The organism is Amycolatopsis sp. NPDC005961 (assembly GCF_040629235.1).
Taxonomy (GTDB): Bacteria; Actinomycetota; Actinomycetes; order Mycobacteriales; family Pseudonocardiaceae; genus Amycolatopsis; species Amycolatopsis camponoti.
On sequence record NZ_JBEXVF010000004.1, the window covers coordinates 176,619 to 191,242 of the forward strand.

Sequence of the window (14,624 nt, forward strand, 5' to 3'; positions counted from 1 at the left end):
CGGGCCGTCACCACGCGTCGAGGTGCTCGACGAGGAGCGAGGTGACGACCTCCGGCGCCTCTTCCGGCACCCAGTGCGTGACGTCTTCGACCATTTCGAACCGGAAGGGCCCGGTGACCCGGTTCGCGGTGTCGAGCGCGGCGGTCGAGCCGAACGAAACGTCCTCGGTGCTCCAGATGTACAGCGTCGGCACGGAGATCTTGCCGATCTTCCCGCCGGGCCGGCCGCCGCGGTACCAGTTGAGGGCCGCGGTGAGCGCCCCCGGCTCGGACAGCCGCCGCACGTACTCGTCGATCTTGCTCGGTGACACGCGTCGCTCGAACATGTCCCGCAGCGCCCGGGCGTCGTTCTCCAGCATCTTGCGCTCGGTGACGCGGGTCTGCCGCCACTCGGTCATGTAGCGCGACCGCAGGTGCTGGTCTTCGTCGGTCTTCATGGCCTCGGCGAGCGCGGCGGGGTGCGGCGTGGAGACGACGGCGAGGCTGCGCAGGCGTCCGGGGTGCGCGTCGGCGGTCCACCAGGCGACGGCCCCACCCCAGTCGTGGCCGACGAGGTCGAACTTCGGCCAGCCGAGCCGGTCGGCGATGGCGACGACGTCCCCGACGAGGTGATCGATCGAGTAGTCCCCGGCCGGCTCGGGCCGCACCCCGGGCGAGTAGCCCCGCTGATCCGGCGCGACGGCCCGGTACCCGAGCACCCCGAGGGTGGCAACCTGATGCTCCCACTCGACGGCGGCTTCGGGAAAGCCGTGCAGCAGCAGCACGGGCCGCCCGTCTTCGGGCCCGGCGGCGATGGCGTCGAAGGAACCGGCTTCCGTGGGGATGCTGATGTGGTCGATCACGAGCCGAATGTATCGCTTGCAACTTCGTCCAAGTCGAAGAGCGTGGCCTGGACGATCGTTTGCACCTTGAGATCAGGCCGGCTGGGGAGGGAGGTCAGATCGAACTCCTTGGAGCCCTCCAGGTACAGCTCCTGCAATGCGCTGAGGCTGGACACGAACCGAAGATCCGGAGCAGGAGTATCCACGAGGCGCAGCCGCCGGAGCCTAGGCAGCGGCGGAAGCAGGCTCAGATCCACGCTGAGGCATCTGTCGAAGGTGAGTTCCGTCAGGCTCCCGGCCCAGCGGGCGAGGGCTCGGATGTCTTGAAGGCCGGGGCATTGCTCAAAGCTGAGCTCGCTCGGTCGGTCCAAAAAGGACAAAGCATGCAGGTCATCGAGGTCCAGTACCTGGTTAAGCGCCAGTGCCGGCAGGTGGCACAAGGGGGCCAGTTCGGCCAGCTGGTGGATTTCTTCGACAATGCTCAGCTTGAGGTACTGCAGGTCTGGTAGCTCGGCGAGCCGCGCCCACCCGTGTGTCTCGACCTCGGCGACGACAGCGCGCAGGGTGGGGATCTCGGCAAGCGGTCCCACGTCCGTCGAGTGCAACGAGTCGCCCGTCAAGGCGATGCGTTCCAGTGAGGTGCTCGCCAGCGAACTCAGGTCGAGTCCGTCCGGATCGCCGATCTCGAGTTCCCGCAGTCGAGGCAGCTTCCGCACGAAGCCGAGATCACCGTCGGGAAACTCGCCCCAGCATTCGAGGTGTTCGAGGTTACGCAAGTGTTCCAGGCCTGCGTAGTCGGCCGGATCGTCCACCAGCAGGTGGTCGATCGGCAGGCCGGCCAGCACGCGTTCGGCGTAGTCGGCAGGATCGAACCGCTGCCGGGCATCGAGTAGCTCGTCGACCACAGCCTCGTCCTGCTCCGCGCGGTAGCGGGTCAACAACTCGAGCGCGCTCGGGCCGCCGATCAACGCGATCGCGTGGATGGTCGCAGCCGTGGCCTCGGGGGTCTCGGGCTCGCAGTCGGCGAGGAGGTCCAGGACGAACTCGCCCACCGCTGCCAGCGTTTCCGCTTCGTCGCTGGTCTGCGGCGGGATCAAGGTGCTCGCCCGGTCCTCGATCTCGTTCCGCAGCCGCTCGCTCAGCTCCGGCGACGTCTCCAAGCACGCCAACGCCACCAGATCGAGCTTCAGCCGCTCCTGCTCATCCGCGTCCCACTGGAGAATCCCGTCCAGCAACCGCTCCCGCTGCGCCGGATGCGCGTGCCCCGCGGCCAGGACCACCACTTCGCCCCACTCGTCCAGGTGCGCGTTCGCCGTCAGGACGCCGATGTCGTCCTCTTCGACCGCCGCCTGGGCGGCCAGGTACTCCTGGAACGTCCGGTGCACGAAGTCGATCCGGCCCGGGACCGGTTCGCGCAGCACGCCGCCGCGGTCCACCAGGTGGCGGAACACCGTGTGGGGCGTGACGTCGATCTGGCCCATCGAGCGCAGCTTCGCCGCGACGCGCGCTTCGGCGTCGGCCGCCGGGACATCCGTGTGGCCGTTGCGAACCAGCCAGTAAGCCAGACTTCGCAGGAGCACGAGCTTTTCGGTCAGCGAAAGCCGCACCGTGGCTTCGATCCGGCGCTCGATGTCGCGGCTGTCGAGCAGCATGCGCAACGCGACGTCGTACAGCTCCATGCGGTTGTCCGGCAGGCGCCCGTTGCCCTCCTGGTGCAGGGCGCAGAGCAACGCGCACATCAGCGGGTTCTCGGCCAGGCGCCGCACCGCGCTGCGGGCGCCGATGGCCGCGATCAGGGCGTCGCCGCGGTCCGTGAGGGCCGGCATCGCCGCGTGCCAGCGCTTGACGAACGTGCGGACGTCGCGGGGCGTCATCGGCTGGAGGCGGACCTCGGTGAACCCCTCGCCGCGCAGCCAGTCCGGGGCCACCGCGGCCGGGCGGGTGGTCACGACGAACCGGGCCTTCGGGAATGCGCCGACGAGCTCGCGGAGCCAGCCGCGCACCTCACGGCGGCGCTCGTCCGGCAGCTCGTCGATTCCGTCGACGAGGACGACGGCCCATCCCTTGCGCAACCGCTTGTGCACCCACCCCGGCGGCATCTCGTCCGCGATGTGCCTGCCGACCTCGTCGAGGAAGCGTTCCGGCGTGGGCAGCGGCGCCTGGCCGAATCGCCGCAGCCGCACCAGGAACGGCTCCAGGCCGGCCCAGCCGTCGACCTCTTCCAGCTGCCGGCTCGCGCACTGGACGGCCAGCCACTGCAGCATCGTCGTCTTGCCGGAGCCCGCCTCGCCGCGCAGCAGGATCCGCCGGGTGCGAGGCAGCACGTGCTCGATCCGGTCGGCGGGCGGACCGTCGTCCTCGGCACTGACGCTCAGGCTCAGGTACGCGACCGACAGCGGGTACAGCCGGGTCGCGTCGGTGAGACCCGCGCCGAACAACGCCATCCGGTCCAGCGCCGTCACGACCTGGCGCCGGAAATCCGCCGCGAAGTCGTCCGGGTGACGGCGTTCCGGCAGCGCCGTCAGGACGTTGCGGACCGTCTCCAGGATCTCCGTCTCCCGCCGGAGCACCTCGACCAGCGCGCCCGGCTGGAAGCGGGGCAGGGTGCTCGTCACCTGCACCAGGTACGCGCAGCACTCCCGCAGCACCCGCTGGTACAGCTCGGTCGCGTCGGCCGAAAGGAGCGTCGCGGCGCCGGGCACGGTGCGCAGCAGGTAGCGGTACAGGTAGCCGGCGTCGAGGTCGGCGGCGAAGAGGTCTTCGTCGGTCAGCGCGGCTCGGTCGAACGTGTCGTGCACCGCGTCCACCGCCGCGGCCCGCTCGTTCTCCGGCAGCGCGCGGAACTCGACGTCGATGAAGGGCAGCAGCCGGTCGGCGACGCGGGACTCGAGGTTCGTGAACAGCAGGTGGAGCTTGCGACGGTCGTTGAGGCCGGTGACCTGCTTCTCCAGCAGGTCGAACGCCTTGGCCGTGGCGTCGGCGGCGATCGGGCGGTCGCCGAGCCAGAGCTTCGCGGCGGCCTTCACGACCGCGGTCGTCAGCGCGATGGCCGAGGCTTCGAGGCTCACCGAGGCGAGCCTAGCCGAGCACCTCGTCGGTCGTGGCCACCTTCACCAGCGGCCCGTACAGCCGCATGAGGTCCAGTGCCTTCGCGTGGCTCTCGTCGTCCACGCCCGCGCACGCGTCGGACACCACCGTCACCGACACGCCCGCGTCCGCCGCGGCCAGCGCCGTCGACAGCACGCAGCAGTCCGTCGAGACGCCCGCCAGCACCAGCCGGGCGCCGCCGACGCGGGTCGCCAGGCGCGGGGTCCACTTGCCGAACGTCGTCGCGTCCACTGTGGATGGTGGCTGGAACTCGTCGATCACCTGGTACAGCTGATCATCCGGCGGTCGCAACGCGAACGGCCACTGCTCGTAGTACTGCTTCCACGCCCCTTCCGGGTGAGCGGGGGCGATGAACCGGGTGAACACGACGTCGTTGCCGAACGCCGTCACCAAGCGGTGGATCGGCGGGAGCACCTCGGCGAAGCGCGGGGTGAACCATTCGCTCGCCGGGGTGGCGAACACGTTCTGCAGGTCGATGACCGCCAGGACCGACCTCACGCCGCCTCCTGCGCGCGGACGCGTCGGCGCGTGAGCAGGGTGACGACGAAACCGAGCACCAAGGCCACGAGGACGCCGAGGTTCGCGTACGCCCACGACCCGCCGCGCCCGCCGAGCCCGAACGGCTCCAGGAGGTAGCCCTGCCACTGCAGCCAGCCGGCGGCCGTGTTCGTGACCAGGCCCCAGCCGAGCGCCGTCGCCACCAGCACCAGCGCGATCGGCCCCCAGCGGACGTCGCCGTAGCGACCGGCCGGGTCGAACAGGTCGGGCTCGGCGTAGTCGCGCCGTCGCAGCAGGACGTCCGCGAGCATCACGCCGCACCACGCCGCGACCGGCACGCCCAGCGTCACCAGGAAACCCTGGAACTGGTACAGGAACTCGCCGCCGAAGAACACGATGTAGACCGTGCCGAGCACCATCAGCACGCCGTCCACGAACGCCGCCACCGGCCGCCGCACGCGCAGCCCGGCCGACAGCAGCGCCAGCCCGGACGAGTAGATGTCCAGCACCGCGCCGCCGACGAGGCCGAGCACCGCGACGAGCGCGAACGGCACCAGGAACCACAGCGGCAGCACGGTCGTGAGCGCGCCGATCGGGTCCGTCGCGATGGCCTTGCTCAGCTCCGGCGACGAGCCGGCCAGCAGCAGCCCGAACACCAGCAGCACCAGCGGGGCCACCGACGCGCCGAACGTCGTCCAGCCGACCACGCCGCGGCTCGACGACGACCGCGGCAGGTAGCGCGAGTAGTCCGCGGCCGCGTTGACCCAGCCGAGGCCGAAGCCGGTCATCAGGAACACCAGCGCGCCGACCCACTGCTGCGCCGAGCCGGACGGCAGCGCGCTCACCGTGTCCCAGTGCACGTCCCCGACGACCAGGACGATGTAGACGACCGTGAGCACGCCGGTGATCCAGGTGATCCACGTCTGCAGCTTCATGATCGCGTCGAAGCCGAGGACGCCGGCGGCGACGATCAGCGCGGCGACGACGACCAGCGCGACCACCTTCGTCGAGGTCCCGCCGCCCCAGCCGAGGCGCTCGAAGACCGTCGACGTGGCGAGCGTCGCCAGCGCGGTGAGCACGGTTTCCCAGCCGACCGTGAGCAGCCACGAGATCGCCGACGGCAGCCGGTTGCCCCGGACGCCGAAGGCCGCGCGCGAGAGCAGCATCGTCGGCGCCGACCCGCGTTTGCCCGCGATCGCGATGAACCCGCACAGCAGGAACGAGAACAGGATGCCGACGACGCCGGCGACCAACGCCTGCCAGAAGGAGATGCCGAAGCCGAGCGTGAACGAGCCGTAGCTCAGCCCCAGCACCGACACGTTCGCGCCGAACCACGGCCAGAACAGCTGGCGCGGACGCCCGCGGCGCTCGGCGTCGTCGATCACGTCGAGGCCGTTGGTCTCCACCTTGAGCTTCCGGGTGCCCGCTTCGGTCATGGCCCGTCCCCTGTGGTCAGTAGGTGCGCTGACTCTGCCCGGTCCGCCGTCGCAGGGCGAGCAGCTCGTCGACGAGCGGCCCGAACTCGAGCCGGTTCACGGAGAGCACAGTCTCCACGACGTCGGGGCGGAAAGCACCGACGCCGTGCGCGGCGCCGAGCATCGCGCCGCAGATCGCGGCGACGGTGTCGGTGTCGCCGCCGAGCCCGGCGGCCAGGCGCAGCGCGGCCGGCGGGTCGTCGCCCATGGCCTCGGCCAGCGCGAACGCGGCCACGACGGACTCCTGCGACGCGACGGACGTGCCGATCACCCGGGCGACCGCGTCGGCGACGGCGGCCGGCGCCATGCCCCGCACCCAGCCGCGGGCCCAGGTGATCCGGGCGGCGATCTCCCCACCGGCCGCCCAGTGCCCGCGTTCCCCGCCGACGACCGCGGCCCGCTCGCCGGCGTCGAGCGCTTCGGCGAGGCTCGCGCCCTCGACCCCGGCGGACACGGTGGCGGCGACCGCGGCGGCGGACGCGATGCCGAGGCTGGTGTTGTGCGTGACGCGCGCGGTCGCGGCGACCGCGTCGACCAGCGCGTGGAGGTCTTCGGAGGGGGTCGCGATGCCGACCGGCGTGACGCGCATGGCGGCGCCGTTGGTCGTGCCGGTGCGGCCGGCCTCTTCGGCGGGGACGCCGTCCTGGAGGCGGGTGAGCGCGCGTTTCGTGGACGGGCCGAGGAGGTCGGCGGAGCCGCGGCGGATCATGTCCGCCTCCCAGATGAGCAGGGCGTCGGCGAAGACCTGCGGCTCGACGGTGCCGCGGCCGTCGATGAGGAGGCGGGCCAGCAGGACGGCCTGCTCGGTGTCGTCGGTGACCGACCCGGCGGGCATCGACGGCGCGACCGGCTGCTCGGCGACGGCGGGGAGCAGGCCGGTGACCGGCCCGTAGGCGGCGGCGATCGCGGCGCGGGACATGGACTGCGTCGGCATGCCGAGCGCGTCGCCGACGGCGAGGCCGGTGAACGCGCCGAGCGCCCGGTCCCGCGCGTTCACCGGTGTCCGAAGGTGAGGTGGAACTGGAACCGGTCCGGGTCCAGCAGGCTGACGACCCGCTCGACGAGCCGGCCTTCGACGTCGACCGAAGTGCGTTCGGCGCGGAGGAAGAGCTCGCCGACGCCGCGGCCGAGCAGCTCGGCGTCGGCGGCGTCGAGGCGTTCGGTGCTGATCCACTGGTCCCCGCCGACGGAGATCCGTCCGGCGGCTTCGAGGGTCTTGGTGAGGGAGCCGTCCCGCAGGCCGGTCTCGGGGAGGTCGGCGAGCGGGCCGTCGGCGGAGACGGTGGCGGTCTCGAGCGAGACGCCGCGATCGTGCTCCCGCCGCAGCCGCCGCACGGCGACGTAGGTCTTCTCGCCGAACTCTTCTTCGAGGGCCCGGTCTTCGACGGTCTCGATGCCGAGGAGCTGCGTGGTGACGGGCGCCCCGGCGTCGGCGAGGGCGCGGGCCCAGCCGAGCCGCTGGTCGAGCTGGACGCCGTCGAAGGTGACGAACGACCCGACGCCCGCCTGGGTGGAGATGAGCTCGAGCTGCTGGAGCTCGGAGAGGGCGCTGCGGACGGTCCCGCGGCTGACCTGGTACTGCTCGGCGAGCTGGTTCTCGCCCGGGAGACGTTCGCCGTGGGCGAGGCGACCCGACCGGATCAAGTCGGAGAGGTCGCCGACGAGCTGCTGCCGCTTGCTGTACATGTACACACCTGTACACGCTGCGTTCGTGCTGGTCAAGCGGCGACGAGGGTCTTGACGTCGGCTTCGGCCTCGCGGGCCACCATCACGCCGGCTTCCTTCGCGACCGCACCGGCGATGACCATGATCAGCGCGAAGGTGCCGATGAAGACGACCGTGCTCAGCCACACCATGGTCGAGACGGGCAGGGTGAAGGCGCCGACCACGCGAGCGGCGCTTTCGAGCACGAACCCGACACCCCAGATGATGCTGCTGCGACGCAGGACGGTGGCGAACCTTTCGTTGCCCCGCAAACGTTCCCACGCGGATTCGTGGTCGGCTTTGCCGTGGGTGAGGAAGGGGCGCAGGGCCTTCGTCATGATCGGCTGCGCGGTGAACGCGGAGATCAGGATGACGACCCCGGTGATCCCGCTCCCGATCGAGTCCTTGGCGATCATCATGCGGGCGTCGCCGGAGACGAAGGTCAGCAGCATCCCGACGACGTTGGTCACGAGGACCACGAGGGCGAGCCCGTTGAGGGTGCGGTGCTTGGCGAACTGGAACAACGTCCGGCCGAGCGGGAAGACACCGGAGAGCGCGAGCGCGGTGAAGTCGCTCGCGCCGAGCGAGTGGAGCCCGTAGTAGACGCCGAGCGGGACGGCGATCTCGACGCCGAGGGTCTGAAGCAGAGAGGCGGGAGCGCTGTGGTTCGTCATGCGAAAAGCTTGTCGCGGCGCGGGGTTCCGCAGAGATGCCATCCGCCACGATCGAGGGATGACAGTTGTCACGACCTCACGTTCGGCGCGGCCGCGTCGTCGTAACGGGTATGGCGACCTTCCTGCGTTTCACGATCGGCCTGCAGACGCTGGCCGTGTTCCTTTCACCGGTCCTGGCGTGGAAGCCGGGCGGCGGCCCTGTTTGGCCGATCCTTTACGCCGTGGTCAGCCGCCGGAGTGCATGTCTTCCGCTTCCGGGACGCAGTCGTCGTCCGGGTCGTCCAGCCAGCCGTGGGGCAGTGTGACCTTGCCCGGCGAACCCTGACGCCCCCGAGGACCGTCGGCGTTGTCCGGGAACGGGGCGTCGTGGTCGAGGCGGCCGATCAGGTCGTCCAGTTCCGCGAGGCCGGACACCATCGCGAAGCCGCGGCGCAGTTCGGAGCCGACCGGGAAGTTCATGAAGTACCAGGCCATGTGCTTGCGCAGGTCGCGCAGGGCCTTCGTCTCGCCGTCGTGCCCGATGAGCAGCCCGGCGTGGCGGCGCAGGACCCGCGCCACCTCGCCCAGGTTGGGTGGCGTCGGCAGCGGACGTCCGGCGAAGGCGGCTTCCAGCTCGCCGAACAGCCACGGGCGGCCGAGGCAGCCGCGGCCGACGACCACGCCGTCGCAGCCTGTTTCGTCGACCATGCGCAGCGCGTCGGCGGCGGAGAAGATGTCGCCGTTGCCGAGGACCGGGATGCTGGTCACGGCCTCTTTCAGCGCCGTGATTTTGGTCCAGTCGGCCTGGCCGGAGTAGCGCTGCGCGGCGGTGCGGGCGTGCAGGCTGACGGCGGCCGCGCCCTCGCCCTCGGCGATGCGGCCGGCGTCGAGGTACGTGCGGTGGTCGTCGTCGATGCCGATGCGGAACTTGACCGTGAACGGCACGTCTCCGGCCGCGCGAGCCGACTCGCGGACGATCGCCTCGAACAGCTTCCGCTTGTACGGCAGCGCCGCCCCGCCGCCCTTGCGGGTCACCTTCGCGACCGGGCAGCCGAAGTTGGAGTCGATGTGGTCGGCCAGGCCCTCGCCGACAATGATCCGGACGGCTTCGGCCATCGTCTTCGGGTCGACGCCGTAGAGCTGCATGGACCGGGGCTTTTCCTCGGCCCCGAAGGTCATCATGTGCATGGTCGCGGGGTGCCGTTCGACGACGGCCCGCGCGGTGATCATTTCGCACACGTAGATGCCGCCGCCGTACTCGGCGCACAGCTGGCGGAAGGCGACGTTGGTGATGCCGGCCATCGGAGCGAGCACCACTGGCGGATCGACCTGGTAGGGGCCGATCTTCAGGGCGGGCTTGCTCAGGGTGGCGGTCACGTCCTCCATTGTCGCTTGTGGTGTCGATCACGTCGACCAGGGGCGGGTCAGGCGACGAGGTCGTCCCAGCGGACCAGGATCGCCGTGGCCAGGAGGCCGGCCGCGATGATCTTGATCAGGACCGCTCCGGTGGTCAGCCCGGTGAGTCCCGTGAAGTCCAGCAGCACGCTCGCCACGAACGCCGCCGCGAGCAGCTTCGCGCCCCATCGACGGCGGAAACCGAGGGCGACGACGGCCAGCAGCTGGATCGCCGTCGCGAACACCGACAGCACGAACCACGGCGATGGATCGCCGCCGTGGCCGAGGTCGTCCGCCAGGACCTTGATCGAGGCGACCAGGAGCACCAGCGTGCCCAGGCCGAAGACCACCAGCATCACCGGCAGGAAGATCCGGCCGGCGCCGACGGGCGTGGCACGTTCGGGAACACGGCGACGGGGCACGGCAGGCCCTCCGCTCGACTCGGGAAACCACCACCCTGCCCGATCGCGCGACGGGTATCCACCGTGGTTTTACCGCCACTGCCCGTAGGGTTCCGGCATGACCGACAAGCCCCTGCGCTGGGGAATCATGGGGACCGGCGGCATCGCCGGGGCCTTCGCGGAAGACCTGAAGCTGACCGGATCCGGCGTCGTCGCCGCGGTCGGGTCGCGCACGGCCGAAAGCGCCGACGCGTTCGCCGGGAGACTGGGCATCCCCACTCGCCACGGCAGCTACGAAGCCCTCGCGAACGATCCGGACGTCGACATCGTCTACGTCGCCACGCCGCACCCCCTGCACCACGGCAACGCGCGGCTGGCGCTCGAAGCCGGCAAGCCCGTGCTGGTCGAGAAGCCGTTCACGATGAACGCCGACGAGGCGCGCGACCTGGTCGCGCTCGCCCGCGAACGCGGCCTCTTCCTCATGGAAGCCATGTGGACGCGCTTCCTGCCGCACATCCGGCACATCCGCGAGCTGCTGCCGAGCCTCGGCGACGTCGTCACCGTCATGGCCGACCACGGCCAGTGGTTCGCCGAGGACCCCGCCTTCCGGCTGTTCGCGCCCGAGCTCGGCGGTGGCGCCCTGCTCGACCTGGGGATCTACCCGGTTTCGTTCGCGTCGATGGTGCTCGGGGCACCGGACCGCGTCGCCGCGATGGTGACCCCGGCGTTCACCGGCGTCGACGCGCAGACGTCGATGCTGTTCGGCTACACGAGCGGCGCGCAGGCCGTGCTGAGCTGCACGTTGAGCGCGGTTTCGCCGACCACGGCGGCGATCGTCGGCACCGACGCGCGCATCGAGGTCGAAGGGCCCTTCTACGCGCCCGCGTCCTTCACGCTCATCCCGCGCGAAGGCGAGCGAAGCCGCTTCGAGTACTTCGACGAGGGCCGTGGCCTGCGGCACCAGGCCGACGAAGTGGCCCGGCTGCTGGCCGCCGGCGAGACCGAGAGCGCGCTCATGCCGCTCGACGAAACCGTCTCGATCATGACGACCATGGACCGGGTACTCAGCTCGGTTGAGTAGAGATACGGATCCGCTGGGCGCCCCTTGTGGGTGACTCTGTCCTGTATGACCACCGAAGATGTGCTCCTCCGGCTCGCCGGCGAGATCGACGACCTGGGGCGTCGTCTCGCCGTGGTGGGCTCCGAACTGCGGACCGTCCGGGCCGACCAGCCCCAGCAGGCCGAGCAGCCGAAACCGGCCGAGCAGCCTCAGCAGCCGCCCCAACCCCAGCCCCAGCCCCAGCCCTGGCCCTTGCCGCCGCAACAGCAGATGCCGCCGCCGTGGCCCTCGCACCCCTGGCAGCCGCCCCGGCAGTACTACGTCCCGCCGCAGGCGCCCTACCAGCCCGTCCCGCGGCAGACGCTGGGCGAAAAGCTCGGCAAGGAGGGCGCGGGCAGCCGTGTCCTGGCCTGGGTCGGCGGCGCCGTGACGCTGCTGGGCGTCGTCCTGCTGCTCGTGCTGGCCGTCCAGCGGGGCTGGCTCGGGCCGCTGCCGCGCGTGCTCGTCGGCGCCGCCTTCGGGCTCGCGCTGACCGGGGCCGGCGTCTGGCTGCACCGCAAGCCGGCCGGCCGCACCGGGGCGTTCGCCCTCGCCTGGACCGGCATCGCGACGCTCTACCTGGACGCCGTCGCCGCGACGTCGCTGTACGACTTCCTGCCGGTGCTCGCCGGGCTCGCCGTGGGCCTCGCGGTCGCCGCCGGCGGGCTGCTCGTGGCCGTGCGCTGGGAGTCGCCGCTGCTGGCTTCCGTCGTGGTCGTCGGCTGCGTGGTGTGCGCGCCGATGATCACCCGCGGGTTCACCCCCGAACTCGTCGCCTTCCTGCTGATGGTCCAGCTCGCTACGGCGCCGGTGCAGCTGCGCCGCGACTGGTCGTCGCTGACGCTCGCCGCCGGGGTCCCGCCGCTGCTCGCCTCCGTCATCAGCACCGCGGTCGCGCACGACGGCTGGCAGAACACCGCCGCGGCGCTCGGTGCGGGCGTCATCGGCATCGCCCTCGCGCTGATCGTGCTGCGCCGCCGCGAAAACGACCCCGCCGCGCTCGCTGTGCTGGCGACAGCGATCGTCCCGACGCTGGTCGCCGCGTTGCTCCTGCCCAAGGCCCAGGCCGTGCCGGTCGCGGCCGGCGCCGGTGTCGTCCTCCTGGCCGTCTGGGCGACGCGCCGCTGGTGGCCGGGGATCGCCGGGCAGCTGGCCGGGCTCGCCGGGCTGCTGGCGATCCTGCAGGCGACCGTCACGCAGTTCGACGGTCCCGCTCGTGCCGCGGTGCTGCTCGGCGAGGCGCTGCTGCTCGCCGTGGCCGCGGTGGGCGGGCGGAACAAGTTCGCGCTGGGGGCCGCACTCGGCTTCGCGACGATCGGGGGCCTGATCGGCGTGTTCTTCGACGTCACGCCCGCTTTGCTGATGGTGTACCGGATCCGGCCGGCCGCCGACGTCGCCGGCGCGCTCGCGGTCGCCCTGCTGCTCCTCGCGGTTTCGGTGGCGCTGCCGTGGGCGGCCGTGCGGCTGGCGGTCTTCCGCGGACCGGCCGACGACCTGCCGATCTGGCTCGTCGCCGGGGTTTCCGCGCTCTACGGCGCCGCCGGGGTCGTGCTGTGCGGGTCGCTGCTGGCCGTCCCCGGCCGCACCGGCTTCCTCCTCGGCCACGCGCTGATCACGGTCTCCTGGACGATCGCGGCGCTCGTGCTCCTGCTGCGCGGTATCGACGTCGTCGCGCTGCGCGTGATCGGGCTGGTCCTGGTCGGCGCGGCGGTGCTCAAGCTGGTGCTGTTCGACCTGGCGACGCTGGACGGCCTCGCGCGGGTGGGCGCGTTCCTCGGCGCGGGGCTGGTCCTGCTCGCGGCCGGGACGCGGTACGCCCGGCTCGTCGCCTCGCGCTGACGGGGAAGAATTGTCGGTGCCCTGTGGTTACCTGGATCACACGACCGACGACCAGGGGGTACCACCGATGGCAGAACCGAAGCTCAGTGATCGCTCCACCGAGAGGATCGGCTGGCTGACCACCGTCACGCCGAAGGGGCGGCCCGCGCCCCGGCCGGTGTGGTTCGTCCTCGACGGCGACGACATCGTGGTGTTCAGCAAGCCGGACACCGCGAAGCTGCGGCACATCGAGGCCAACCCCGAGGTGAGCTTTCACCTCAACGGCAACGAAAGCGGCGGCGCGATCCTCGTCGTCAACGGCAAGGCGCACGTCGAGGAGGGCAAGGCGTCGGAAGCGCCCGGCTACCTCGACAAGTACGGCCCGGCGTACGCCGCCATCGGGTTCGAGACGCCGGACGCCTTCGACGCCGAGTACTCCGTCCGCATCCGCCTGGTGCCCGACCGCACCTGGGGGTGGTGACGATCAGTCCACTGTAGACAATTCAATACGCATGACGACGCGCCGCGGCGTCGGGTGGCCGACCTCTTCGAAACCGGCGTCGGCGAACACCTGGCGGGCGCCGACGTGCAGCTCGCCCCAGGTGATCTCCTTGCCCGGCTGGGTGATCATCGGATACGCCTCGAGCGCGCGGGCCCCGCGTTCGCGGGCGAAGCCGATGGTGGCGCGGGCGAGCGGGTAGGTGAGGCCGCGGCCGCGGAAACCCTTGCGGACGGCGAAGCACGTCACCGCCCAGACGCCTTCGTCGTCCTTGTCTTCGCTGCGGCCGGTCCACGGAACACGGGTGCCGCGCAGCTTGGGGTAGGCGATCCGCGGCTCGACGGCGACCCAGCCGGCCGGCTCACCACCGACGTACGCTACGAGCCCGCTCGTGGCGGCGCCCGGCTCGCCGCAGGCGGTCTGGGCCCGCAGCATGGCGGTGCGCTGCTCCTGCGTGGAGTCGCGCCAGATCCAGCCGGCGACCTTGAACCGCTGGCACTGGCAGCGGCCCGGGTAGTCGGTGGTCCCGAAGACCGCGGCGACGTCGTCCCACGACGCCTCGTTGGCGGGCACGACGGTGACGTCCTCGGCCGCCGTCACGCCGGCGCGTCCTCGCCCACCAGGCCGTCCACGGCTTCGCGGAGCAGGTCGGCGTGGCCGGTGTGGCGCGCGTACTCCTCGATCATGTCCGCGATGATGCGCCGCAGGTTCGGGGTCCGCCCGTCGGGCCAGGTGAAGCGGCCGGGCCGACCGGCGTCGCCCTCGGCCAGGGCGGCGGCGACCAGCGCGCGGGACCGGGTGACCGCGGACTCCCAGAGCGCGTACAGCGACTCCGGGCTGTCACTGGCGGCCGTGGACCACTCCGAGCCCGGCTCGGCGGCGTCCCACGGCGGCCCGATCGGCTCGCCGCGCAGCTTGACGGCGAACCAGTCGGCCTCGACGTGGGCGAGGTGCTTGAGCAGGCCGCCCAGCGTCATCGTGCTCGCCGCGACGGTGACCCGGAGCTGCCCGGCGTCCAGGCCGCCGCACTTCCAGGCGAACGTGCGCCGGATGCGCTCGAGCGTGCTGAGGAGGGTCGCGATCTCGTCGCCGTCCACGACGAGCGTCGCGTAGGAGTCGGTCATGGCCGGGGAGCCTAGGATCGGTTCCGGACG

Annotated in this window: 14 protein-coding genes; 3 read left to right on the forward strand and 11 right to left on the reverse strand. The window is 71.5% G+C overall.

Annotated features, from left to right (window positions below; all coding sequences use genetic code 11):
* Window positions 1-7 precede the first annotated feature (7 nt).
* The 9 genes from ABZ342_RS05625 to ABZ342_RS05665 form a co-directional block, all read right to left on the reverse strand.
* Window positions 8-841: an alpha/beta hydrolase gene (locus ABZ342_RS05625; RefSeq protein ID WP_360469040.1), complete on the reverse strand. Its 834-nt coding sequence runs from the start codon at window positions 839-841 to the stop codon at window positions 8-10.
* Window positions 838-3,888, reverse strand: a complete 3,051-nt coding sequence (locus tag ABZ342_RS05630) for an NACHT domain-containing protein (RefSeq protein ID WP_360469042.1) — start codon at window positions 3,886-3,888, stop codon at window positions 838-840. The genes ABZ342_RS05625 and ABZ342_RS05630 overlap by 4 nt, the downstream gene beginning before the upstream one ends.
* Before the next feature lie 10 nt (window positions 3,889-3,898).
* Window positions 3,899-4,426, reverse strand: coding sequence for a cysteine hydrolase (locus ABZ342_RS05635; RefSeq protein WP_155547971.1), 528 nt, complete (start codon window positions 4,424-4,426; stop codon window positions 3,899-3,901).
* The gene (locus ABZ342_RS05640) at window positions 4,423-5,862 is read right to left on the reverse strand and encodes a cytosine permease (protein WP_360469046.1); all 1,440 of its coding nucleotides are present in this window, start codon (window positions 5,860-5,862) and stop codon (window positions 4,423-4,425) included. Before ABZ342_RS05640 ends, ABZ342_RS05635 begins: the two co-directional genes overlap by 4 nt.
* A 16-nt stretch (window positions 5,863-5,878) precedes the next feature.
* Entirely contained in the window at window positions 5,879-6,898 is a 1,020-nt protein-coding gene (locus ABZ342_RS05645; RefSeq protein WP_360469049.1) for an ADP-ribosylglycohydrolase family protein, read from the reverse strand.
* Complete coding sequence (locus ABZ342_RS05650; RefSeq protein WP_196425777.1) at window positions 6,895-7,587, reverse strand: GntR family transcriptional regulator; 693 nt, start codon at window positions 7,585-7,587, stop codon at window positions 6,895-6,897. Before ABZ342_RS05650 ends, ABZ342_RS05645 begins: the two co-directional genes overlap by 4 nt.
* Window positions 7,588-7,619: 32 nt before the next feature.
* On the reverse strand, window positions 7,620-8,279 hold the full coding sequence (locus tag ABZ342_RS05655; protein WP_360469052.1) for a VC0807 family protein: 660 nt from the start codon (window positions 8,277-8,279) through the stop codon (window positions 7,620-7,622).
* A 225-nt stretch (window positions 8,280-8,504) separates the two neighbouring features.
* Window positions 8,505-9,644, reverse strand: coding sequence for a tRNA dihydrouridine synthase DusB (gene dusB, locus ABZ342_RS05660; protein WP_360469054.1), 1,140 nt, complete (start codon window positions 9,642-9,644; stop codon window positions 8,505-8,507).
* A 38-nt stretch (window positions 9,645-9,682) separates the two neighbouring features.
* Complete coding sequence (locus ABZ342_RS05665) at window positions 9,683-10,075, reverse strand: hypothetical protein (RefSeq protein ID WP_155547965.1); 393 nt, start codon at window positions 10,073-10,075, stop codon at window positions 9,683-9,685.
* Window positions 10,076-10,172: 97 nt separating this feature from the next.
* Here ABZ342_RS05665 and ABZ342_RS05670 point away from each other — a divergent pair, with 97 nt between their 5' ends.
* The 3 genes from ABZ342_RS05670 to ABZ342_RS05680 all read left to right on the forward strand — a co-directional run bounded on the left by ABZ342_RS05670 (window position 10,173) and on the right by ABZ342_RS05680 (window position 13,452).
* The gene (locus tag ABZ342_RS05670; protein ID WP_360469058.1) at window positions 10,173-11,135 is read left to right on the forward strand and encodes a Gfo/Idh/MocA family oxidoreductase; all 963 of its coding nucleotides are present in this window, start codon (window positions 10,173-10,175) and stop codon (window positions 11,133-11,135) included.
* 45 nt (window positions 11,136-11,180) lie between these two features.
* Window positions 11,181-12,992, forward strand: coding sequence for a DUF2339 domain-containing protein (locus ABZ342_RS05675; protein ID WP_360469060.1), 1,812 nt, complete (start codon window positions 11,181-11,183; stop codon window positions 12,990-12,992).
* Window positions 12,993-13,059: 67 nt separating this feature from the next.
* Entirely contained in the window at window positions 13,060-13,452 is a 393-nt protein-coding gene (locus ABZ342_RS05680; RefSeq protein WP_360469063.1) for a TIGR03667 family PPOX class F420-dependent oxidoreductase, read from the forward strand.
* 3 nt (window positions 13,453-13,455) lie between these two features.
* On the opposite strand, the gene ABZ342_RS05685 is transcribed toward ABZ342_RS05680, so the two are convergent.
* Window positions 13,456-14,070 carry a GNAT family N-acetyltransferase gene (locus ABZ342_RS05685; RefSeq protein ID WP_360469066.1) on the reverse strand — a complete coding sequence of 205 codons (615 nt, stop codon included), beginning with the start codon at window positions 14,068-14,070 and terminating at the stop codon, window positions 13,456-13,458.
* A complete protein-coding gene (locus ABZ342_RS05690) occupies window positions 14,067-14,594 on the reverse strand; it encodes a DinB family protein (RefSeq protein ID WP_360469068.1) in 528 nt (175 codons plus the stop codon). The genes ABZ342_RS05685 and ABZ342_RS05690 overlap by 4 nt, the downstream gene beginning before the upstream one ends.
* Window positions 14,595-14,624: the final 30 nt, after the last annotated feature.